This is a genomic window from Streptomyces sp. NPDC029122 (assembly GCF_055569445.1).
This window is the reverse complement of the sequence record NZ_JBVHWK010000011.1, coordinates 120202-141115: the sequence shown is the minus strand read 5'-3', so window position 1 is coordinate 141115 and position 20914 is coordinate 120202. Positions and strand designations below refer to the sequence as shown.

Here is a 20914-nt window from a genome sequence, read left to right as displayed (position 1 = left end):
CACGGCGGGACGGCCCCCCGCACGGGTCCACGTACCCCGCCCGGACCGGGCACGGGCCCGATGTCAGACCCCGGTGGGACACTCGCACCCGTGAGCGACCACCCCACCACTCCCTGGGCCCTCGCCGAAGCCGCCGACGGCCAGTGGCACGCCACCCCCCTGCACCCGGGCGCCCGGCCCACCACCACCGCCACCCCCGCGGAAGCGATCCGCTCCGCACCCCCCGGCACCCGCTGGATCTGGCGTTCCACCGCCGCCGTCTACCCCCGCCTGCTCGCCGCCGGCACCCGCGTCGAGCGGTGCTACGACATCGAGGACGCCGAGCTGCTGCTCCTCGCCCACGAAGGCCGCTCCGGCGAGCCCCGCTCGGCGGCGGCGGCCTGGGCCCGGCTCAACAACGCCCCCGTCCCGCCGGACCCCCCGCAGCGCGCGGCCGAGCCGGCCCGGGCCGCCGCGCAGGACTCCCTGTTCGACTTCGACCCGCAGCCCGCCGCCCCCCTCCCCCTCGACTCCCTGCTCGCCGTCCACGCCGACCAGGCCCGCCGGACGGCCGCCACCGCCCACCCCGACCGGATGCGCCTGCTCATCGCGTCCGAGTCGGCCGCGTTCCTCGTCGCCGCCGAGATGCACCGCGCGGGCCTGCCCTGGCGGGCCGACGTGCACCGCGCCCTGCTGACCGAGCTGCTCGGGGAGCGCTACCCCGGCGGCGGCGAGCCCCGCCGCCTCGCCGAGCTCACCGACCGGATCTCCGCCGCCTTCGGCCGGCGCGTGCGCCCCGAGCTGCCCGCCGACGTCATCAAGGCCTTCGCCGAGGCCGGGTTCAAGCTCAAGTCCACCCGGCGCTGGGCGATCCAGGGGATCGACCACCCCGCCGTCGCACCGCTCCTCGAGTACAAGAAGCTGTACCGCATCTACACCGCCCACGGCTGGTCCTGGCTCGCGGACTGGGTCCGCGACGGGCGCTTCCGGCCCGAGTTCATCCCCGGCGGCACCCTCACCGGCCGCTGGGTCACCAACGGCGGCGGGGCCCTCCAGATCCCCAAGGTGATCCGCCGGGCGGTCGTCGCGGACCCCGGCTGGCGGCTCGTCGTCGCCGACGCCGACCAGATGGAACCCCGAGTCCTCGCCGCGATCTCCCGCGACCCGGCCTTCATGGAGGTGGCCGGCCGCCCCGAGGACCTCTACACGGCCATCTCCCGCCAGGGCTTCTCCGGCGACCGGGACAAGGCCAAGATCGCCGTGCTGGGCGCCGTCTACGGACAGACCTCCGGTGACGGCCTGAAGAACCTGGCCGCCCTGCGCCGCCGCTTCCCCCTCGCCGTCGCGTACGTCGACGACGCGGCCCGCGCGGGCGAGGAAGGGCGCCTCGTACGGACCTGGCTGGGCCGCACCTGCCCGCCCCCCGCCGGCGCCGCCGAGGCGGACGAGGCCGGCCTCCCGCAGGAACAGGAGCGCGCCGACTCCGAGGACACCGGCTGGACCCCGGGCTATGCCTCCACCAACACCCGCGCCCGCGGCCGGTTCACCCGTAACTTCGTCGTCCAGGGCAGCGCCGCCGACTGGGCCCTGCTGATGCTCGCGGCACTGCGCCAGGCGACCGCCGGGATGCGCGCGGAGCTGGTGTTCTTCCAGCACGACGAGGTGATCGTGCACTGCCCCGCCGAGGAGGCCGAGGCCGTCGCCGAGGCGATCCGTACGGCCGGTGACCGGGCCGGCCGGATCACCTTCGGGGACACCCCGGTCCGCTTCCCCTTCACCACGGCCGTCGTGGAGTGCTACGCCGACGCCAAATGACGGCCGCCTCCGCAGCGCCCCGCCGCGCCCCGGCCGGTGCGTCCTCAGCCGAGGTCGTGGAAGTACACGTGGAACTCCTCGCGCACGAAGCCCTCGGACTCGTACAGCCCCTGCGCGATCCGGTTGTCGTACGCGGTCTCCAGCTGCACCCCCGCCACCCCGGCCTCCCGCGCCCGGCGCAGCACCTCGCGCAGCAGCGCCCGGCCCGCGCCGGTACGGCGGCCGGACGGGGCCACGTACAGGTCGTTGAGGATCCACGCCGTGCGCAGGGTGAGGGATGAGAAGGCCCGGTAGACCTGGGCGAAGCCCACCGTGCCGGTGACGCCGGGCGCGTCGGCGAGCAGCACCAGGGACTCCCCCTTGGCGATGCGTTCCGCGAGGAACTCCCTGGGGGCGCCCGGGTCCTCGACCGTCACCCCGTAGAAGTCGAGGTACCCGCGGAACAGCTCCGCGGCCGTGTCCAGGTCCGCCTCGCCCGCCACGCGGAGGACGACGCCGGAGCCCTCGTCCGTGACCGTGCCGTCCTGCGTTTCCACCTGACCGAACATGCGTTTCTCCTTGATCCATTCGCGCGCCGAGGTCCATTGTGCGCGGGCGCGAGGAGCACGCGTCCGTCAGGGACGCACCCGGCCTGTTCTCCGTGCCGGTCAGGGGCTGGGCGGCGAGAGATGGTACGGCGGCCCGTTCAGGTCGCCGCTCCGCTCGAGCATGAGGTCGAGGCAGGGAGGGCGCGAGGATCATCCCGCCGCCCTGGACTGGCCGGGCATGAAAAACTCCGGGTAACGGCGAGCGGGTCCTGGGGCTCATCCGAGTCCTTTCGCGATTCGACCCCGAGACCTCCGCATTATGAGGCCCCACAAGATCATCTCCGGTGGCGCCCGTCAGTGCCGCACAGTCCCGTTTCCTCAAGTGCACCTGGCAGACGCTGGCCGGACAACCCGAACGGCCCAGTCAGCCACCACATCAGCTGATCACTCTTCGTAGTGGATCGCGCGCCACAGGAGAATCCAAGAACCCGCCGAAGGAGTTCCCTCTCCGCAAGGGCACTCCTTCGGAAAGGCGCCAAACATGGCCGGCCACCTCGCACTCCGCGTCACCACAGCCATCGCCGCAGCAACCGCACTCATGCTCTTATCCCCGGCACAAGCACACGCCGGCGCCATCGGTTCGACCCCCGTGGCCACCTTCGACTACCAAGTCGGCGGCGTCACCATGAAAGTCCCGACAGGCTGCATGTTCACCCACATCATCCGCGGCGACGGCAAGAACATCACCTACCAGAACGCCGGCGTGGACTGCGGTTTCGTCGGAGCCCTGAACGCCGGTTTCTGCAACTGGCGCATCGACTTCACCTACGCGGGCACCGACAACAAGACCTACCGCACCTCCCGCGGGAAGACCCACACCGAGTGCAAGATCAACCCGATGCGGGACAACGCACCCCAGAAACTCCCCCGCTACGGAAAAGCGTGTGCGTACATCAACGTCAACGGCGTGCGCCGGGCCGGCCAGTGCCACCACATCACGAAGTGAGCCGCACATGACCACCCAGCCCACCCCACAAGAGCCCGCAGGGGAAGCCAAGCGCCGTCGCGCCGGCATCACCGCCTACCTCATCGGCGCCGCCGCGTCCTTCGCCTTCTTCGCCTTCTTCCCCGGCCTCCCCCATGTCATCGACTGGGGCGCGATCGTCGTCTCCCTCGCCGTCGGCGGCCTGACACGGTGGGCGTGGCTGGGCCACACCGCGAAAAAGCACGCTGACCTGGGCTGAAGCTCGACCTCAAGCCGTAGCGGAGAAGGGCGGCAGCCAGCCCCCTCGCATCCGCCCGCCCCCCATAACCACGATCCGAGCGGCTGGTTGGCCGCCTCGGGGGCTCCCGCCGATCCCGGCTGCACGACCTGCGCCACGGCACCGCCGCGCTCATGCTGGCCGCCGACATCGACATCACGAGCGCAAGGCCGAGCAGGAAGGGCAGGCCCGCAAGGCCGCAAAGAAGGCCGGGCAAGCCGAGAAGGCGAAGGCCAAGGGGAAGAGGAAGGGCAAGGCCAAGAAGGCCGCCAAGAAGGCTGACGGCCCCTCCGCTCACGCACGGGGTCTCGGGCCCCAGACCACGCGGGCGCCACCCGACCCCGGAAACAGCAAAACCCCCAGGTCACGGCGAGTGAGTCCTGGGGGTTCTACAGAGCCGCCTTCGGGATTCGAACCCGAGACCTACGCATTACGAGGCCCCACAAGATCATCCCGCCTGGTGCCGGGCCGTGTCGCTGCATCCTGTTTCCCCAGGTCAGCGACGTGCGGCCCGGCGCCCGCGTGCCGCCCAATCCACCCTGTGCCACCCCGTCCGCTCACGCACCGCTCACGCACAGTCCAGCGCGCGCAACCGCCGGAGGGCCAGGGGCCACCCCGGCAAGTGGATCTAGCGAGGGATAGGCACCAGCCAGGCCGAGGTGCCGGACGATCTACTCTTCCCCGACCCGCCACTCTTCTGGGTGCCCGTCGGTAGGCTTCTGCAGCAGCCCCTTCGGCCGGCAGACGCACGCAACGCGCAGAACCAATTACGTTAAGTGCGGAAACGATTAAGAGAAGCGAGAGCCAGTGCCACCGCGGAAGAAGAAGGACACCAAGCCCAAGCCGCTCAAGGCGATTCTGTGGGAGTCCGCCGACCAGCTGCGAGGAACCCTGGACGCCGCCGAGTACAAACACTTCGTGCTCGGGCTCGTCTTCCTCAAGTATGTCTCGGTGGCCATGGCCGAGAAGCGGGTGCAGCTGGAGGAGGGGCTCAGGGACGGCAGCATGCTTGCCTCGCTCGGCCTTGAGGGCACCGCCTCGGAGGAGTTGATCGCCCAGACGGTGGAGGACCGCCGGCAGTACACGGGCGCTGGGCTCTTCTATGTGCCGCCGACCGCCCGCTGGGAAGTGGTGATGGAGCGGTCCAGGGGAACTCTGGAGGGGCAGTCCCTCGGTGAGGTCATCAACGACGCGATGGACACCATCGAGAAGGTCAACCCCGCACTCAGGGGAACCCTCCCCCAGGAGTACAACAGCCCTCGGGTCAATGAAACGACACTGGCCGGCCTGGTGAAACTGCTCGACCGTCTCGAATTCCAGGCCCAGGTCAATGAGGATGGCAAGCGCACAGGGGCCAGGGATCTAATGGGCGAGGTGTATGAGTACTTCCTCGCACAGTTCGCGCTCGCCGAAGGACGCAAGGGCGGCGAGTTCTTCACGCCCGAGTCCATTGTGCAGCTGCTCGTGGAGATGTTGGAGCCTCAGGAGGGTGAACGCGTCCTAGACCCGGCGTGTGGCTCGGGCGGCATGTTCGTCCAGACAGAGAAGTTCATCGAACTACACGAGGGCAACCGCTTCAATGTCTCCGTGTATGGTCAGGAGCGCAACCTCACGACGTGGCGACTGGCGAAGATGAACCTCGCCATCCACGGTATCGAGGCCAACCTCGGCGAGGAGCCCGCCGACTCCTTCCACGACGATCAGCACGCCGGGCTGAAGGCCGACGTGGTACTCGCCAACCCGCCATTCAACATCTCCAACTGGGGTGGCGAACGGCTCGGCATGGACCCCCGCTGGACATACGGCGTGCCTCCCGTGGGAAACGCAAACTTCGCGTGGATCCAGCTCATGGTCAACAAGCTGCGGCCTGGCGGCCGAGCAGGCATCGTCCTATCCAACGGCTCGATGAACAGCAAGACGGGCGGAGAAGGCGAAATCCGGCGGCGGATGGTGGAGGACAACCTGGTCGCATGCATGGTGGCGCTGCCGCCGCAGTTGTTCCGATCAACGACGGTGCCGGCGTGCCTTTGGTTCCTAACGGAAGGTAAGGGCCAGCAGCATGGCGAGTGGGTCAAGGGCCGTGCCGATGAAGTGCTATTCATCGACGCGAGTCGGCTAGGGAAGATGGTCGACCGAACGCTACGGAAACTCTCGCCGACAGACATCGAACTGGTCTCTTCCACATTCCGCGCATGGAGGGGAGTTGAAGGGGCGGGCGCCTATAGCGATGTGCCTGGGTTCTGCCGGAGTGCATCGCTGGCAGAAGTAAGGGGTGGCGACTACACCCTGTCACCGGTGCGGTATGTAGGGGTCGCGGAGGTGCCCGAGGACCCTGCAATGGAGGCAGCAGAGGCGAAAGTGGAACGGCTGACGAAGGAGCTGTTCATGCATTTCGAGGAAGCTGGTCGGCTGGAGACAGCCGTGCGGGAGCAGGTGGGGAGGCTGTGACGCAAACGTCGAAAAGCTGGCCCAACGTTCCCCTCGCGGAGGTTTTGGACTTCCAGGAGGGACCCGGAATCATGGCCCGGGACTTCCAACATGAAGGCGTCCCGCTAATCCGACTCGCGGGTCTCAAGCGTGGATCCCCGCTACTCACTGGCTGCAACTTTCTGGACGCTGCAAAAGTCGCGCAACGATGGGCTCACTTCCGTCTCCAGCAGGGCGATGTCTTGCTGAGTACATCAGCATCACTGGGCGAGACTGCAACAGTTGACGCCTCTGGAGTGGGAGCAATCGCCTACACGGGCATCATTAGATTCCGCCCCAAGGGGGATGCAATCACGAGTCGGTTCATTCCGCACGCACTGACAGCGCCGACCTTCAAGCATCAGATCGAGACCATGGGAGGGGGGAGCGTAATCAAACACTTCGGCCCAACGCATCTGCGCCAAATGACGGTCTGCATCCCCCCTCTGCCCGAACAACAAGCCATCTCCGAAGTCCTTGGCGCAATCGACGACAAAATCGCCGTCAACGAACGGGTCGCCGAGACCGCACTCGCGCTTGCCAAGGCACACATGGGGGTCGTAGAGCACGCCCAGCCTGTGCGTATCAGCGACGTAGCCGACGTCTTCGATGGTCCGCACGCCACGCCGCAAAAGACCACCGAGGGGCCGTGGTTCCTCAGCATCAGCAGCCTCAAGGGTGGCGTCCTCGATCTGGCCGAATCAGCGCACCTCACAGAGGACGACTTTCCCCGTTGGACTCGGCGAGTCCAGCCAAGTGAGGGCGACGTCCTTTTCTCGTACGAGACACGGTTGGGTGAAGCCGCGCTCATGCCTCCTAATGTACGAGCGAGCCTCGGACGGCGAATGGGTCTGCTACGCCGCAAATCCAATACCGTAACGAGCGTGCTACTCCTCCACGCTTACCTCGGCACACCCTTCCAAGAGGAAATCAGGCGCCGCACCGTACACGGGGCTACGGTCGACCGGATCCCACTCAAGGAAATGCCGACTTGGCCGATTAGGCTTCCTGTCGAAGGTGTTCGAGATCAGCTGTCCGCCACCCTCGAAGCACTGCACGCGTCCATCGATCAAGTAGCCGTCGAGAACCGAACCCTCGCCGAACTCCGCAACACCCTGCTCCCCCAGCTCGTCACCGGAAGGATCCACGTCAAGGACGCCGTGCGCGTCGTGGAGGATGTTGCGTCGTGAGGGAAGAACGTACTGCCGGAGAATCTGAGTTCGAGGAGCGGGCCGCCGGCGGGTCCTCCGAGCGGGATTGGGAGGCACTCGCTCTCGATCATCTCGCCGAGTTCGGCTGGCAGCACTTTCCCGGCAAGGAGCTGAAGCCGAGCAGCGGTCACCGCAAGGACTGGGATGACCTCATCCTGTATCCCCGGCTGCGTACCGCCATCGCCACTCGTCACCCCCAGCTCCCCTCTCACGCTGTCGAGGAGGCAATCGCCGAGCTGCTGCGGCAGACACCCGGTAGCGACGTCCGTAAAAACTGGGACTTCTATAAAAAGCTCACCGGCGGCCTGAAGGTCAGCTATACAGACCTTCTCACCGACACGAAGCGAAGCGTGACCGTCCGCCCCATCGACTTCGCCGACCCGCACGGCAACGATCTAGTCGCTTCATCGCAGGTGCGGATACGCGCGGCCAGCGAGCGCGCATTCGTCTTCGACATCATCCTGTACGTCAATGGACTCCCGCTCTGCATAGTTGAGTTGAAGAAGGCGAGCGGACCGGACGACGCTCGTAAGGCGTACGACCAGATCCAGAACTATCGGCGCGAACTGAATGTTGACGGCACTTTTCGCACCCTGTGTCTCGCCGTAGCGACCGACGGGGTGACCGCCCGCCTCGGCACTCCGTTCACGCCGTGGGAGCACATGGCGCCCTGGCACGCCGAGGACGGGGTCCTACTCAAGAAGAAGAAAGAGCGGGAGGACGGGCGGGCCCTGGAGCGGATGATCGCCGGGGCACTCGAACCCGAACACTTCCTCGGTCTGATCGCCGGCTTCCTCTCCTACTCCACTGAAGGCACCGGCGGCAGCGTGGACACGGTGAAGCTCGCCAAGGCTCACCAGTACATCGCCGTCAACACGGCCCTTGCCGCCACCGCCTCCGCCACGGCTACGGACGGCAGGGCCGGCGTTATCTGGCACACACAGGGCGCGGGTAAGAGCGAAGAGATGCTCTTCTACACCGGCAAGGTGGGCGGTCTCCCCGGACTGTCCCTTCCGACAGTCGTCCTCATCACCGATCGGATCGACCTCGACACCCAACTCTTCAACACCTTCAGCGCAAGTCACAGCCTTCATCGATCCATCGGTGGTCTACCGGAAAAGGCTGACAGCAGCGACCAGTTGAAGGATCTGCTCACCCGGCGCGAGGGCAGCGGCGGCGTCATCTTCACCACGCTCCACAAGTTCCGGATCAGCAAGTCGAAGAAGGCCGCAGGCGCCCGGCATCCGCTGCTCTCCGACCGCCGGGATGTCATCGTCATCGTCGACGAGGCGCACCGTAGCCACTACGACTTCGAGGACGGCTTCGCTCGTCATCTGCGGGACGCGCTTCCCAACGCCACATTCATTGCCTTCACCGGCACGCCGATCGACAACCGGACGGGCAACACCCTCGCCGTCTTCGGGCCGACGATCCACACCTACGACCACACGCAGGCAGTCAACGACGGGGCCACAGTCCGAGTCTTCTACGAGCCGATCCTCCACAAGGTGAAGCTCCCTGACGATAAAGATCTGGATGAGATGGACGCCCAGGCCGAGGGGCTGGTCGAGGGGCTGAGTCAGGCAGAACAAGCTCGTGCCCGCGCCCAGTTCGCCACGTTCGAGAGCGTGATCGGTGCGCCCGAACGGATAGCGAAGCTCGCTGACACCCTCCTGTCCCACTGGGACAGCCGAAGTCTGGAGATGGCTAAGCTGACGGGCAGCGCCGGCAAGGGGATGGTCGTCTGCTCCTCACGCAGGATCGCGGCCCGGCTCTTCAACGCCCTGGCTACCCGCCGCCCCGAATGGGTCGGCGAGCCTGATCGAAAAACGGGGCTGCTGCCCGACGGCACCGGAAAGATCCGGGTCGTCTACACCGGCAACCCTGGCAAGGACGACGCAGAGATCGCCCCCTACGTGCGTTCACCCGAGAAGCTCAAGGATATCCAGGCGCGGGCCGCCGATCCTGACGACGAACTCGAACTCGTAATCGTCCAATCGCTGTGGCTCACGGGCTTCGACTCGCCCCCGTTGCACACCCTCTACCTCGACCGCCGAATGCGCGGTGCTGCCCTGATGCAGGCCGTGGCCCGCGTCAACCGAACCTGGGGCGAGAAGCCGTCGGGTCTAGTCGTGGACTTCCTAGGGGTAGCTCGGCATCTCACCGACGCCATCGCCGAGTACACCTCGAACGACGACCAGGACGAGGAGACCATCGGCGCGGACATCTCAGAGGCCGTCAAGATCGTACGGGAAAAGCACCAGTCGATCACCGAGTTGCTCCGTGACCTGCCCTGGCGCGAGACCCTCGGCTCGACCGGCTATCAGGAAGCCCTATACGCCGTCCTAGAGTTCCTTCAGGAGGCCGAGCCCGCGCTGCAACCAGGGAAGCCCACCCGCCTGCAGCGCTTCATGCCCATCGGCAAGCTGCTGTCCCAAGCCTTCTCTCTCTGCCCCACCCACGAGGGCGTCGAAGACCTCCTCGACGACATCCGGTTCTTCGGGTCTGTGCGCGCCTCTCGCGAGAAACTCGACGTGGACAACCGAGCCGACCAGGGCCTTGCTACGGCTGCTGACCAGCACCGCTACATCGAGCAGCTCAACGCCGCGGCGGTGGCCGCCGACGGGGTAGTGGACATCTACGACGCCGCTGGTCTCACCAAGCCCGACCTCTCGCACTTGGACGAGGAGTTCGTTGCGCAGCTGAAAGAGAGCCGCCATCCCAACTTGGCTCTCGAAGCCCTGCGGCGCTCCCTGATGAAGGAGATCCGTGACTCCCATCCCGGCAACATCACCCGGCAACGCGCCTTCACCAAGCGCATGCAGGAGACAATGAATCAGTACCACAACGGGCTGATCAGCTCAGCGCAGACGATGGACATCCTCGTCGAGTTCGCACGTGAGGTCTCAGCCGACCGTGTCCGGGCCGCCGAACTCGGCTTGACGGAGGACGAGCTCGCCTTCTACGACGCGGTCGCCGCCAACCCTTCAGCTCTGAAGATGGGCGACGACACTCTCCGGAAGATCGCGCGGCATTTGTATCGCTTGGTGTCCGACGATGTCACCGTTGACTGGCGGATCAAGAGCCAGGCACGCGATCGAATCCGCGCCAAGGTCCAATTCTTGCTGAACTACTACGGCTACCCGCCGGATAAAGCACCGGAGGCGATCGACCGAGTGCTAAAGCAGACTGAGGTCAAGGCAGAGGAGTGGTCCTAGGCCTAGGGCGGGCTGGTGAGGCTGAGGGTGGCATCCAGGAGCATTCGGACGCGCAATCGTGCAGGGGCATCGGCGGCTCCCGGGCTGCTGGCTCGCTGGCCTCCAGCAATGCGGGGCCCAGGACCCCGTCCGGGGACGCCCCCGTACAGCGGAGACTGCCTTCACCTCCGTTCCAGGCAGGGAGCACCACGCTCGTCCATGTCAGCGCCTCATGAGAGGCTGAAGCAGCTGACTACCAGGCCAGAGAGGAGGGTGGATGTACGTAACCGGAATCGGCTTCTCGAACGTCCGGGGCTTTACCGGACCGCGTGCCGTAGACGAGCTCCCGCTACCGGCCAAGGACGGCGGCAGCTGGACAGTGATCGCTGGCCGTAATGGCGCGGGAAAGTCCACACTCCTGCGTACCCTCGCGCTCGCACTCGCCGGCCCCCAAGCGGCTCGCACCCTGGTACAGGACCACAGCACCTGGATCACCAGCGGTGAGACCTCCGCCTGGGCACAGGTGTACGTACAACCGGACTACTCGGTCGACAGGCTCACCGGACGCGGCAGGGCACCCGAAGGTCCCATCGTCCTGGGCTTGGACTGGATCCTCCCGGAGGGGATACCGAGCGCGCCCTCATATGCCATGCCGCAACAGCCTCAGCTATCCCCCTACGACGGCGAGAAGTACGGCTGGCCTGGTGCCGGGCGTGGCCCCTGGGCTGACCACCCGCAGGGCTGGTTCTGTGCCGGCTACGGCCCATTCCGCCGATTGACCGGAGGGTCAGGGGAGGCCCAGCGGATGATGCTCGCGTCGGGGCCGGCAGGCCGCATGGCTTCCCTCTTCCATGAAGACGCTTCCCTCTCCGAGGGCGTGAGCTGGCTCAAGGAGTTGCGGCTGAGGTCTCTTGAAGGGCAAGAGCAGGCATCCGAGCTGTTGGAAACCGTTCAGGAGCTGCTTTCCGACGGCCTGTTGCCGGATGGCTACCAAGCCATGCGAGTGAGTTCGGAGGGCCTATGGGTGTCGCCAGCCGGTGATCCAGAGCGCGCATACCCACTGCGGGAGATGAGCGATGGCTTTCGTACCGTCGCCTCACTAGTCCTGGATATCGTCAGGCAGCTGCAGAACACATACGGGACGTTGGACGCAGGTAAGGATGACGCAGGACACCCCGTGGTCCGGATGCCCGGGATTGTGATCGTCGATGAGGTGGACGCCCACCTCCACGTCACATGGCAGCGGCGTATCGGAGACTGGTTGCGGACCCACTTCCCGCGGATCCAGTTCATCGTCACCAGCCACAGCCCTTACATCTGCCAAGCGGCGGATCCTGGCGGCCTGATTCGGCTACCGGGCCCCGAAGAGGAACGGCCTCCGGAAGTCGTGGACGACTCGCTGTATCACCGCATCGTGTATGGAAGCGGTGACGACGCGGCACTCTCAGAACTATTCGGCCTTGAGTCTGCGTATTCCAGTCGTGCTGAAGCTCGACGTCGCAAGCTCGTACCTCTGGAGCGAAAGGTCTTCGCAGGCGAGGCCACCGAACAGGAGGCCCGCGAATACCGTGAGCTGGCCGCCGAGCTCAGGAGTTCCCGCTCAGCCCGGGTCCGCGAGGTGGCAGCCCAGTTGGGGAACGACTGTTGATCCCGGTCCAGCGGCTGCCGGCCACCGAACGGCTGGTGCGGCTATGTGACAGCCGCACGAAGAATATCCAGGTCCTGGGGGCTACCAGTACGGCCGCCAGAGGCGAGTGGCGTCTCGCAGAAGCCGCTAAGGGCGAAATACGGACTCTCCTGGAAAAGATGGCACCCGGCGTGCTGCGGTGCATGTACTGCCTGGACAGCTTGGGTACCGACATCGACCATTTCGAGCCGCTGTCCCGTGCTCCGATGCGTACGTTCTGCTGGCACAACCACCTGCTGGCCTGTTCTCGCTGCAACAGCAACTTCAAGCGCGAAGATTATCCGTGTGACGAAGATACGAAGGAGTGTCTGCTTATTGACCCCAGCACAGATGACCCCGCCGACCATCTCGAGCTGCTTCTCGCGGCTGGCACGTATGAGAAGAAGACCCGCAAGGGTGAGGAGAGCATCAGGGTATTCGGCCTTAACCGAGAAGACTTGGTGCAAGGCCGGTTCGATGCGTACGTCACATCCTGTGACGTACTCAACTCTTGGCATCGCAAGGTACGCAGTGGCGACCTTTTGGGTGCAGCGCACTCCGCTGCTGCCCTACGCCGCGAGCCCTTCGGCGACGTTTTGCACGCCCTGGAGAAGCTGGGACGTCTGCCCTATGCAGCCGCAGCTCTCGGCGACGAGCTGGCCGAGTCCCTAACGGCATGGCTCCGCTTACCCACGCACCCAGCCTCTACCAACATGTAATTGCATGTTGGATCGGACGACTCGCCCTCCCGGGGATCGCGGCCCTGGCCTACGTGGATCCGGTGAGTCTCAGGTCCCCATTTCCGGCGACTGCCCGTGTTCTAGGTACGCGGTCAAGCCACTCGTTCGGGCCTGGATGCCAGCGGCGATTCGGCGCGCGAGGCGGGGGATGGTGAGGTCTGGCACCTGTTCGGCGCCGTGGAAGTCGTAGCCACGGAGCTCGTCCGCTTGCAGTGCAATCTGCTGACGGAGGTCGGCGCTGAGACAGCCGCCGTCGAAGAGGTAGAGCACCTTGTCGCCCTCTCCCGGGTTCGGCGCCCAGTCGACGACGAGGAGGCGGCCGATGTGCGGCTCGATGCCCAATTCCTCCTGGACCTCACGCACACAGGCTTGTCGAGGCGACTCACCTTCCTCGACGTAGCCGCCGGGAATGTCTCGATAGTCCTTGTACGACGGCTCGACGAGCAGGACTCGATCAGCTTCGTCGAAGAAGAGAGCGCCAGCCGCCATACGGGGGTGGGCCATCTTCGCTTCATGCTCGTTCTCGCTCACGGATTCGACTTTAGCCGCCTGCCACGATGTGGAGCCTTCGGGCCAGGTCCGCCACGGGATGGGACGGCCGGCCTCTGGTGCCGCGTATCCAGCCGATGACCAGCTCTCGGCTCATGTAGTGGTGGCGGACCTGTTCGGGGGCGGCCTGTTCGGCTTCCAGCAGGACGGCCAGGGCTTCGTCGGTCCGGTTCCAGGCACTCAGCGCCCTGGCGACTTCGAGGCTGTGCCGCACACGCCGTTCCACTGGCATACCGCTGGTGTCGATGCGCGCTCCGAGGTCCGCAGCAATCTGAATGTCACCGAGTTCACCGGCGGTGGCTACACAGTGGATCGCCACGTTCGTCGGACCGAAGGCTGTCCACATGTGATTGGCGTCGGCACCGAGTCGCTGCGCGGTCTCGTCGGCCTCTCGGAGGAAAGCCTGCGTAGCTGCCCGGTCCTCTGCTCGTGCGGAGGCCATCGCGCCGGTGAGGAACAACGTGCCGTACACCGAGAGGTACTCGTCGTCTGCGGTGCCTAGTTCCGGCTGCATAACGGCTGCCGCGTCGTTCACGAGCTGGACCGCTGCCGTGAAGCGGCCGGTGGCCAGGAGACAGTGCGTGACCGCGCGGAAGAGCGAACCTGTGACCTCGCTTCGGCCGCTGTGCTGCGCGGCTGCCAGACCGCGGTCAGCTGCAATCCATGCCAGCTCGGACTCACCGACCTTGCCCAGCACCATGGCTGCGCCGTGGTAGGCCAGGGCGAGTAGCGCATGGGATTCCTCCCTCTCATGCTCCGAGTAGGCGCGAGATGCGGCGAGGGCGTCTGTCAGGAGTAGGGGAAGACGTCGAGTGGCGAATCCGTAGCGGGACGCCTGATAGGCGTCGAGGACCTCGCTCACGTTGGAACGAAGGTCCTGCAGGGCAGGTGGCTCGTCATTGGGTGCAGACCCCAGCAGGGGCGTGAGCTGCTTGTAGTCCATGAGCGCTTCGCGCAACGCTGGGACTGTGCGGTGGCCGCTGTCGGCTGACCACTCCATGAGGGTCGGCTCGGCAAGCAGGTCTCCGAGCGAGACGTCGAGGGCGTCGGCGAGTGAGGTGATCACCGAGAGGCGATCAAGCTCGATCCGATTGTTCTCCGCTTTGCTCAGCCAGTCCGTGGTGCGGCCGACAAGGCCGGCCAGTACCTCTTGGGAGAGGCCGCGCCGACGCCGGTACCAGGCGACGCGCTCGCCGATGGTCAGGTTCTCTGTCATACCTCGCATGTCCTGATCATCACCTCGTGGCCGAAGTGGACCCCGGAAGGATTTTCCGGGGTGTCGTGGGGCGCCCTGGCTACTGTCGCAACAGACCGAGAAGGCCGCTGGGAGATGCAAGCAACTCGACTTGCAATAACTGGCTTTGGCCAATGACGCCCGTCCGCCGCACCCCCGAGAGGCCACCTCATCAGCGAGGTCGGAAGAGGGCATGTCCGACGCCAATCGGTGTATATGGCAGGCAGTTCAGCAAGAGGTGATCGCTACTGCGGCGATCGACGTCCGGTCTGCTTCGGAACGGCTCCGAACAGTGACAGCACGAGTGGGAGTAACGCGGATGAAGACCGACTCTCGAACGTCTCGGACAACAACGGTCTCGGTCCCCAGGCCGCCGACCCTCCGCTGTGTCGAGGATCCGCTGGGTCGGGCTTCCGCTTGCGAGGTCCGCCCTGCTGCTCGTCGACGCAACCTCGTCGTGGTCGGCTTCGACGAGATCGTCGCCAACAAGTACCTGCCCTGCATCAGGGAGGCTATCGAAGCCGGCCACGTCGACTCGTATTCCGTCATCGATCTGGAATCGGAGAGGTCGACGATCGAGGAACGCATACAGGGTGTCGCCCTGAAGCCTCGGGAGGTCGTCTACCTTCCGGGCAGCGGCGCGACCACACAGCAGACACAGCCGGAGCTGATCGGAGCCGCCCTCAGGCAGCTCCGTCTGCCCGACCTGCCGATGAAGGTGTACATCGCGACCGAGGTGCGGGCGCACGAAGCCTATCTGCGCTACTGCGTCGAGAACGGCATCGATTCGCTGGTGGAGAAGCCGGTCCTGGCTCCGCTGGTGGACGGCCAGTTCGCGCCGTCCCGGATCACCGAAGTGATGCAGGAACTCATCGCTCAGGCCGGCCGTACCGGCACCAAGCACTCCGTGATGACGCTGAGCCGGTATCACCGCATCTACAACGGGGAGTTACTCCGCTCGCTCGAAGAGCGGGTGCGGGACTGGCAGGCCCCCGTCACGTCCTTCCACCTCCGAGCCGCCGGCGGGGTGTGGAACCTCCAGCACGAGTACGAGTCGCGGGACGATCACCCCTACCGGTACGGCTACGGGATGGTGATGCACGGCGCCTACCACTACATCGATCTCGCCGTGCAGTGCCTGTCCCTCAACAAGCTCGTGTTTCCCGACCGCCGCTTCAGGCTCGAAGTCAGCTCGTTCGGTGCCTTCCCAACCGACCAGCACCTCCGGATCCCAAATCCGGCCGCCAGCCGGTTCGAGGACGGCCACTCGCGCTGGCCGGACGACGAGAGCCTGGCGCATTCCTTCGGCGAGACGGACATCACCGCTACGTTCCGGCTGGTGGACGTGGCGTCGGATCGGACACTGACCGTCGGAACACTGTCTTTCGAGCAGACGACGCCGTCCATCCGCAGCTGGCAGGACCTCCCTGATGACGTCTACAACAAGAACGGGCGCACTTCCAGCGTCGACCTCGAGGCCCAGCTGTCGACCCTCTACTCCGCACACGTCCACTGCTACGACGTGCCCCGCGGGCAGAACGCGGACAAGATCGACGCTTTCGCTCGGCTGACCATGAGGGCGAACGCCTCTTTGCTGCCGGAGGAGCGGTACACGTCGGTCAAGATGTTCGACGGGTTGTTCCACAGCGACAGCAACAGGCGGCTCATGGAGAACTGGCTGCGGGGAACCGAGAACAGGAGCTCGCTCTCCGCACACCTGCTGCCGATGAAGGTCACCGAGGCGTTGGCGTCCTCTCTGCGCACGCCCGGCCGGGCCATCGAGATCGCCGAGTTCTAGGTGCCTGCCCTCGCTCGTCCCTCCAGCCCCAGGTGGTACCCCTTGCCCGTACAGCACTCGAAGGCGTCCCTTCACGCCTTCTACGCAGACGCGTTACGGAACGGCCGGAGCACCGGCGAGAGGCTGCGCGCACCCGTTCCGGCGCGATTCCTCACCCTGCTGGGTTCCCTCCCCGCCGACACTCCGCGTCGCGCTCTGGACCTCGGATACGGCGCCGGGGCGTACACCATCGCCCTGGCCGAGGCGGGGTTCACCGTTGTCGCGGTGGACCAGGCCCCGGCCGAGCCGCTGCTTCAGCGGCTCTCGGAGTACGAGGGCGTGGCGGAGCGGGTCACGGTGGTGGAATCCCTCATCGAGCAGTACGCCGTCCAGGAGGACTTCGGCGCGCTCGTCGCCAAGGACGTTCTCCACTACCTGTCACAGCCCGACGTCGAAGCTCTGCTCACCCAGGCTGTGCAGAGTTCCCGCTCGGTCAACCTGCACTATCTGGAGGTCTTCACCGAGATCTTCCGGATAGACGCCCACGGCGTTCAGATCCACATCGAGGGCGAGGCCCGGTACACGCGGGAGTCATTCAGCCGCGCGCTGGAGCGGATCTACGAGGGCTGGGACGTCACCGTGAGCTGGGACGACCACACCGAGCAGGACACGCGCTCACGGCGCACCTACTTCAAAGCGGCTCGCGCGACCGTCATAGCGGCGCGCAGGTGCCCGGCTCCCGTCGGCACCGCGGCCATGAGCGGAAGGGAGACAGCGTGACCATCACGGATTCTGGAGGCATCAGCTTCGTCGTTCCCTGCCACAACGCGGGCGACTATCTCATCGAGGCCGTGAACTCCGTCGTCGAGCAGCCGCTTCGGCGTCCGCACGAGGTAGTGATCGTGGACGACGGGTCGGACGACGACACGACCCTCAAGGCCATCCACACCTGCGCCGATCTGCCCGGCGTACGCGTCGTCCGGCTCGAACAGCGCCAAGGGCACCACGTGGCCAGGAACGCCGGTGTGGCAGCCGCGCGGATGGAGTACGTGATGCAGGTGGACGCCGACGACCGGCTGGCCACCGACCCGCATCTCCTCAGGGAAGGGTCCTACCCGGACAGGGCGGTGGAGACCCTCGAGTCCGATGCCGATACAGCCTTCGTGCACACGATGTCGTGGATGATCGGTGCCTTCGAGGGGTTCACCATCTCCTCGTACCCGTGCCGCGAGGATCTGGTGGCGCGCAAGCACCACGTTCCGACGTCGATAGTCTGCCGACGGGCAGACGCTCTCGAATGCGGGCTGTACGACCCTAAGGTACTCAAGTGGGGTGACTGGGCTTTCGCGGTCAACCTGCTGGCCAGCCGCTACAGGCGGGGGGCAGGCAACACCATCCACTGCGTCGCCGGGCCCTACTACGAGTACCGAGTGCACTCACGGGTCGAGCGAGTGTCCGATGCGGCGGTCTCGGAGCTCGACATGACTCTCCTCGTCGTCGAGAAGAACCTGGACTTTTTCCAGGACCGACTGGACCGGAGAGACGGGGCTGCCGAGATCGCCCTCGACCTGCTGGGTCAGAAGCCGACGCGCCTCGACGACCTCCTGCACATGGCGAAGTTCGATCTCCACCAGGCCCAGATGGTCGCCGAGCAACGCGAGTTCTCTCTGTCGAGCCCGTACGAGACGCTGCGCATTCCGTAGGCCTCACCGCCGAGAGCCCGAGTCAGAGGGTGTCCGAGGCCGAAGAACCCGAAGGGGGCCCAGACCACGTGGTCTGGGCCCCCTCGGCGTGTTCCGACGCCTACTGCGGCGGCAGCTTGTCCAGCTGGGCCTGGAGCCGGGCGATGTCCGACTCGGCCTTGGCGAGCCGGCCCTTGATCTTGTCCACGACGTTGTCGGGGGCCTTGGCGATGAACGCCTCGTTCCCGAGCTTGGCCTCCGCCTGCTGCTTCTCCTTTTCGGCGGCGGCCAGGTCCTTGCTCAGCCGCTTGCGCTCGGCCGCCACGTCGATGGTGCCCGACAGGTCGAGCGAGACCGTGGCGCCGGCCACCGGCAGGGAGGCGGTGGCGGCGAAGCCCTCGCGCTCCGGCTGGAGACGCAGCACCTGCCGGATGGCCGCCTCGTGCGGGGCCAGCGCCGTGCCGTCGAGCTCCAGGCGGGCCGGGACTTTCTGGCCCGGCTGCAGGCCCTGGTCCGAGCGGAACCGACGGACCTCCGTAACGACCTGCTGGACCAGCTCGATCTCCTGCTCCGCGGCCTCGTCGCGGAACCCGGAGTCCTTCGGCCACTCGGCGATGACGACCGACTCGCCGCCCGTGAGCGTGGTCCACAGGGCGTCCGTGACGAACGGGACGATCGGGTGGAGCAGCCGCAGGGTGACGTCGAGGACTTCGCCCAGGACGCGCGCAGAGACCTTGGCCTGGTCGCCCTCCTCGAAGAACGTCGTCTTCGACAGCTCGACGTACCAGTCGAAGACCTCGTCCCACGCGAAGTGGTACAAGGCGTCCGCAAGCTTGGCGAACTGATAGTCCTCGTAGTACGCATCCGCCTCGGCGACGACCTTGTTCAGCCGCGACAGGATCCAACGGTCGGTCGCCGACAGCTGCTCGACCGGCGGCAGGTCACCCTCGACCGTGGCGCCGTTCATGAGCGCGAAGCGCGTCGCGTTCCAGATCTTGTTGGCGAAGTTGCGGGACGCCTGGACCCAGTCCTCGCCGATCGGGACGTCGACGCCCGGGTTGGCGCCCTTGGCCAGGGTGAAGCGCAGGGCGTCGGAGCCGTACTTGTCCATCCAGTCCAGCGGGTTGACCGTGTTCCCGAACGACTTCGACATCTTCTTGCCGAACTCGTCGCGGACCATGCCGTGGAACGCGATCGTGCGGAACGGCGGCTGGCCGTCCATCGCGTACAGGCCGAACATCATCATCCGGGCGACCCAGAAGAACATCAGGTCGTAGCCGGTGACCAGGACGGAGTTCGGGTAGAACTTCTCTAGGTCAGGCGTCTGCTCGGGCCAGCCGAGCGTGGAGAACGGCCACAGGCCGGACGAGAACCACGTGTCGAGGACGTCGGTGTCCTGCGTCCAGCCTTCGCCGGTCGGCGGCTCCTCGTCGGGGCCGACGCAGACCAGTTCGCCGTTCGGGCCGTGCCAGACCGGGATGCGGTGGCCCCACCACAGCTGGCGCGAGATGCACCAGTCGTTGAGGTTGTCGACCCAGTCGAAGTACCGCTGCGACATGTCGGCCGGGTGGATGTCGACCCGGCCGTCGCGGACCGCGTCGCCAGCGGCCTTGGCAAGGGTCTCGACCTTGACCCACCACTGCAGCGACAGGCGGGGTTCCAGCGTCGTCTTGCAGCGCGAGCAGTGGCCGACGGAGTGGACGTAGGGGCGCTTCTCGGCGACGATCCGGCCCTCGGCGCGCAGGGCGGCGACGATCGCGGAGCGCGCCTCGAAGCGGTCCAGGCCCTGGAAGGGGCCGTGGACGGTGATGATGCCGCGCTCGTCGAGGACCTCGATGGATTCGAGGTTGTGGCGCTGGCCGATGGCGAAGTCATTCGGGTCGTGCGCCGGGGTCACCTTGACGGCGCCGGTGCCGAACTCCGGGTCGACGTGCGTGTCGGCGACGACCGGAATGCTCCGGTCGGTCAGCGGCAGCTTGATCTGCTTCCCGATCAGGCGGGCGTAACGCTCGTCGTCGGGGTGGACGGCGACGGCGGTGTCGCCGAGCATCGTCTCCGCGCGGGTGGTGGCGACGACGATGGTGTCCTCGCCCTCGCCGTACTTCATGGAGACGAGCTCGCCGTCGTCGTCCTGGTAGTCGACCTCGATGTCGGAGATGGCCGTCAGACAGCGGGGGCACCAGTTGATGATGCGTTCGGCGCGGTAGATCAGCCCGTCATCGAACATCTTCTTGAAGACCGTCTGGACAGCTCGGGACAGGCCCTCGTCCATGGTGAAGCGATCCCGGCTCCACGCCAGTCCCTCGCCAAGGCGCTGCATCTGGCCGGCGATCTGCCCGCCGGACTCGGCCTTCCATTCCCAGACGCGCTCGACGAAGGCTTCGCGGCCGAGGTCGTGACGGGACTTGCCCTCCTTGGCGAGCTCGCGCTCGACGACGTTCTGGGTGGCGATACCGGCGTGGTCCATGCCGGGCTGCCACAGCGTCTCGTAGCCCTGCATGCGCTTGCGGCGGGTGAGGGCGTCAATCAGCGTGTGCTCGAAGGCGTGGCCCAGGTGAAGCGAGCCGGTGACGTTCGGCGGCGGGATGACGATCGTGTACGCCGGCTTCTCGCTCTTCGCGTCCGCCTCGAAGTACCCGCGCTCTACCCAACGCTCGTACAGCGCCCCCTCTACCTCGGCCGGCGCGTACTGGGTCGGCAGCTCATGGGTAGGCGTCGGCCCGCTGTTGGGGCTCTGTGGAGTGTTGTCGGTCACGACGGCCATTCTAGGCCCGTGATGCCTCTGCCCTCGCCTGACTTTCCCCGGGCG

15 protein-coding genes are annotated in these 20914 nt (G+C 66.3%); 11 read left to right on the top strand and 4 right to left on the bottom strand.

Going from position 1 to position 20914, the window contains the following annotated elements; genetic code table 11:
- The first annotated feature begins 60 nt into the window (after window positions 1-60).
- Window positions 61-1794: a bifunctional 3'-5' exonuclease/DNA polymerase gene (locus tag ACZ4WZ_RS16075; protein WP_467890426.1), complete on the top strand. Its 1734-nt coding sequence runs from the start codon at window positions 61-63 to the stop codon at window positions 1792-1794.
- 44 nt (window positions 1795-1838) lie between these two features.
- Here the strand turns inward: ACZ4WZ_RS16075 and ACZ4WZ_RS16070 are convergent, their stop codons facing one another.
- A complete protein-coding gene (locus tag ACZ4WZ_RS16070) occupies window positions 1839-2342 on the bottom strand; it encodes a GNAT family N-acetyltransferase (protein ID WP_467890423.1) in 504 nt (167 codons plus the stop codon).
- Between the two features lie 685 nt (window positions 2343-3027).
- Here ACZ4WZ_RS16070 and ACZ4WZ_RS16065 point away from each other — a divergent pair.
- From ACZ4WZ_RS16065 to ACZ4WZ_RS16035, 7 genes are all read left to right on the top strand, one after another.
- Window positions 3028-3327: a hypothetical protein gene (locus ACZ4WZ_RS16065; RefSeq protein WP_467890420.1), complete on the top strand. Its 300-nt coding sequence runs from the start codon at window positions 3028-3030 to the stop codon at window positions 3325-3327.
- 7 nt (window positions 3328-3334) lie between these two features.
- The gene (locus ACZ4WZ_RS16060) at window positions 3335-3565 is read left to right on the top strand and encodes a hypothetical protein (RefSeq protein WP_467890418.1); all 231 of its coding nucleotides are present in this window, start codon (window positions 3335-3337) and stop codon (window positions 3563-3565) included.
- Window positions 3566-4390: 825 nt separating this feature from the next.
- Window positions 4391-6031, top strand: coding sequence for a class I SAM-dependent DNA methyltransferase (locus ACZ4WZ_RS16055; RefSeq protein WP_467890415.1), 1641 nt, complete (start codon window positions 4391-4393; stop codon window positions 6029-6031).
- Between the two features lie 71 nt (window positions 6032-6102).
- Window positions 6103-7239 (top strand): restriction endonuclease subunit S, encoded by a 1137-nt coding sequence (locus tag ACZ4WZ_RS16050; protein ID WP_467890413.1) that lies wholly within the window; start codon window positions 6103-6105, stop codon window positions 7237-7239.
- Window positions 7236-10478, top strand: a complete 3243-nt coding sequence (locus tag ACZ4WZ_RS16045) for a type I restriction endonuclease subunit R (protein WP_467890411.1) — start codon at window positions 7236-7238, stop codon at window positions 10476-10478. Before ACZ4WZ_RS16050 ends, ACZ4WZ_RS16045 begins: the two co-directional genes overlap by 4 nt.
- 256 nt (window positions 10479-10734) lie before the next feature.
- A complete protein-coding gene (locus ACZ4WZ_RS16040) occupies window positions 10735-12105 on the top strand; it encodes an AAA family ATPase (RefSeq protein ID WP_467890408.1) in 1371 nt (456 codons plus the stop codon).
- Complete coding sequence (locus tag ACZ4WZ_RS16035) at window positions 12102-12842, top strand: HNH endonuclease family protein (protein ID WP_467890405.1); 741 nt, start codon at window positions 12102-12104, stop codon at window positions 12840-12842. The genes ACZ4WZ_RS16040 and ACZ4WZ_RS16035 overlap by 4 nt, the downstream gene beginning before the upstream one ends.
- Window positions 12843-12911: 69 nt before the next feature.
- Here ACZ4WZ_RS16035 and ACZ4WZ_RS16030 read toward each other — a convergent pair whose 3' ends face one another.
- Together ACZ4WZ_RS16030 and ACZ4WZ_RS16025 are read right to left on the bottom strand one after the other, a co-directional pair.
- Window positions 12912-13394: an NUDIX domain-containing protein gene (locus ACZ4WZ_RS16030; protein ID WP_467890402.1), complete on the bottom strand. Its 483-nt coding sequence runs from the start codon at window positions 13392-13394 to the stop codon at window positions 12912-12914.
- A gap of 10 nt (window positions 13395-13404) precedes the next feature.
- Window positions 13405-14628: a helix-turn-helix domain-containing protein gene (locus tag ACZ4WZ_RS16025; RefSeq protein WP_467890399.1), complete on the bottom strand. Its 1224-nt coding sequence runs from the start codon at window positions 14626-14628 to the stop codon at window positions 13405-13407.
- A gap of 475 nt (window positions 14629-15103) precedes the next feature.
- Between ACZ4WZ_RS16025 and ACZ4WZ_RS16020 the strand changes: the two genes are divergently transcribed.
- Genes ACZ4WZ_RS16020 through ACZ4WZ_RS16010 form a run of 3 tightly spaced genes read left to right on the top strand, consistent with a single transcriptional unit; the run spans window position 15104 to window position 18126 of the window.
- Window positions 15104-16444 carry a Gfo/Idh/MocA family oxidoreductase gene (locus ACZ4WZ_RS16020; protein WP_467890396.1) on the top strand — a complete coding sequence of 447 codons (1341 nt, stop codon included), beginning with the start codon at window positions 15104-15106 and terminating at the stop codon, window positions 16442-16444.
- 42 nt (window positions 16445-16486) lie between these two features.
- Window positions 16487-17203: a class I SAM-dependent methyltransferase gene (locus ACZ4WZ_RS16015; protein ID WP_467890393.1), complete on the top strand. Its 717-nt coding sequence runs from the start codon at window positions 16487-16489 to the stop codon at window positions 17201-17203.
- Window positions 17200-18126, top strand: coding sequence for a glycosyltransferase family 2 protein (locus ACZ4WZ_RS16010; protein ID WP_467890390.1), 927 nt, complete (start codon window positions 17200-17202; stop codon window positions 18124-18126). Before ACZ4WZ_RS16015 ends, ACZ4WZ_RS16010 begins: the two co-directional genes overlap by 4 nt.
- A 100-nt stretch (window positions 18127-18226) precedes the next feature.
- Here ACZ4WZ_RS16010 and ACZ4WZ_RS16005 read toward each other — a convergent pair whose 3' ends face one another.
- Complete coding sequence (locus ACZ4WZ_RS16005; RefSeq protein ID WP_467890387.1) at window positions 18227-20860, bottom strand: valine--tRNA ligase; 2634 nt, start codon at window positions 20858-20860, stop codon at window positions 18227-18229.
- Window positions 20861-20914 lie beyond the last annotated feature (54 nt).

What these genes read in the sequence shown, in the direction of transcription:
- ACZ4WZ_RS16050 (WP_467890413.1), top strand. Translation starts at nt 6,103, where the DNA reads ATGGCCCGGGACTTCCAACATGAAGGCGTCCCGCTAATCCGACTCGCG.
- ACZ4WZ_RS16065 (WP_467890420.1), top strand. Translation starts at nt 3,028, where the DNA reads ATGTTCACCCACATCATCCGCGGCGACGGCAAGAACATCACCTACCAG.
- ACZ4WZ_RS16025 (WP_467890399.1), bottom strand. Translation starts at nt 14,628, where the DNA reads ATGACAGAGAACCTGACCATCGGCGAGCGCGTCGCCTGGTACCGGCGT.
- ACZ4WZ_RS16070 (WP_467890423.1), bottom strand. Translation starts at nt 2,342, where the DNA reads ATGTTCGGTCAGGTGGAAACGCAGGACGGCACGGTCACGGACGAGGGC.
- ACZ4WZ_RS16060 (WP_467890418.1), top strand. Translation starts at nt 3,335, where the DNA reads ATGACCACCCAGCCCACCCCACAAGAGCCCGCAGGGGAAGCCAAGCGC.
- ACZ4WZ_RS16040 (WP_467890408.1), top strand. Translation starts at nt 10,735, where the DNA reads ATGTACGTAACCGGAATCGGCTTCTCGAACGTCCGGGGCTTTACCGGA.
- ACZ4WZ_RS16075 (WP_467890426.1), top strand. Translation starts at nt 61, where the DNA reads ATGTCAGACCCCGGTGGGACACTCGCACCCGTGAGCGACCACCCCACC.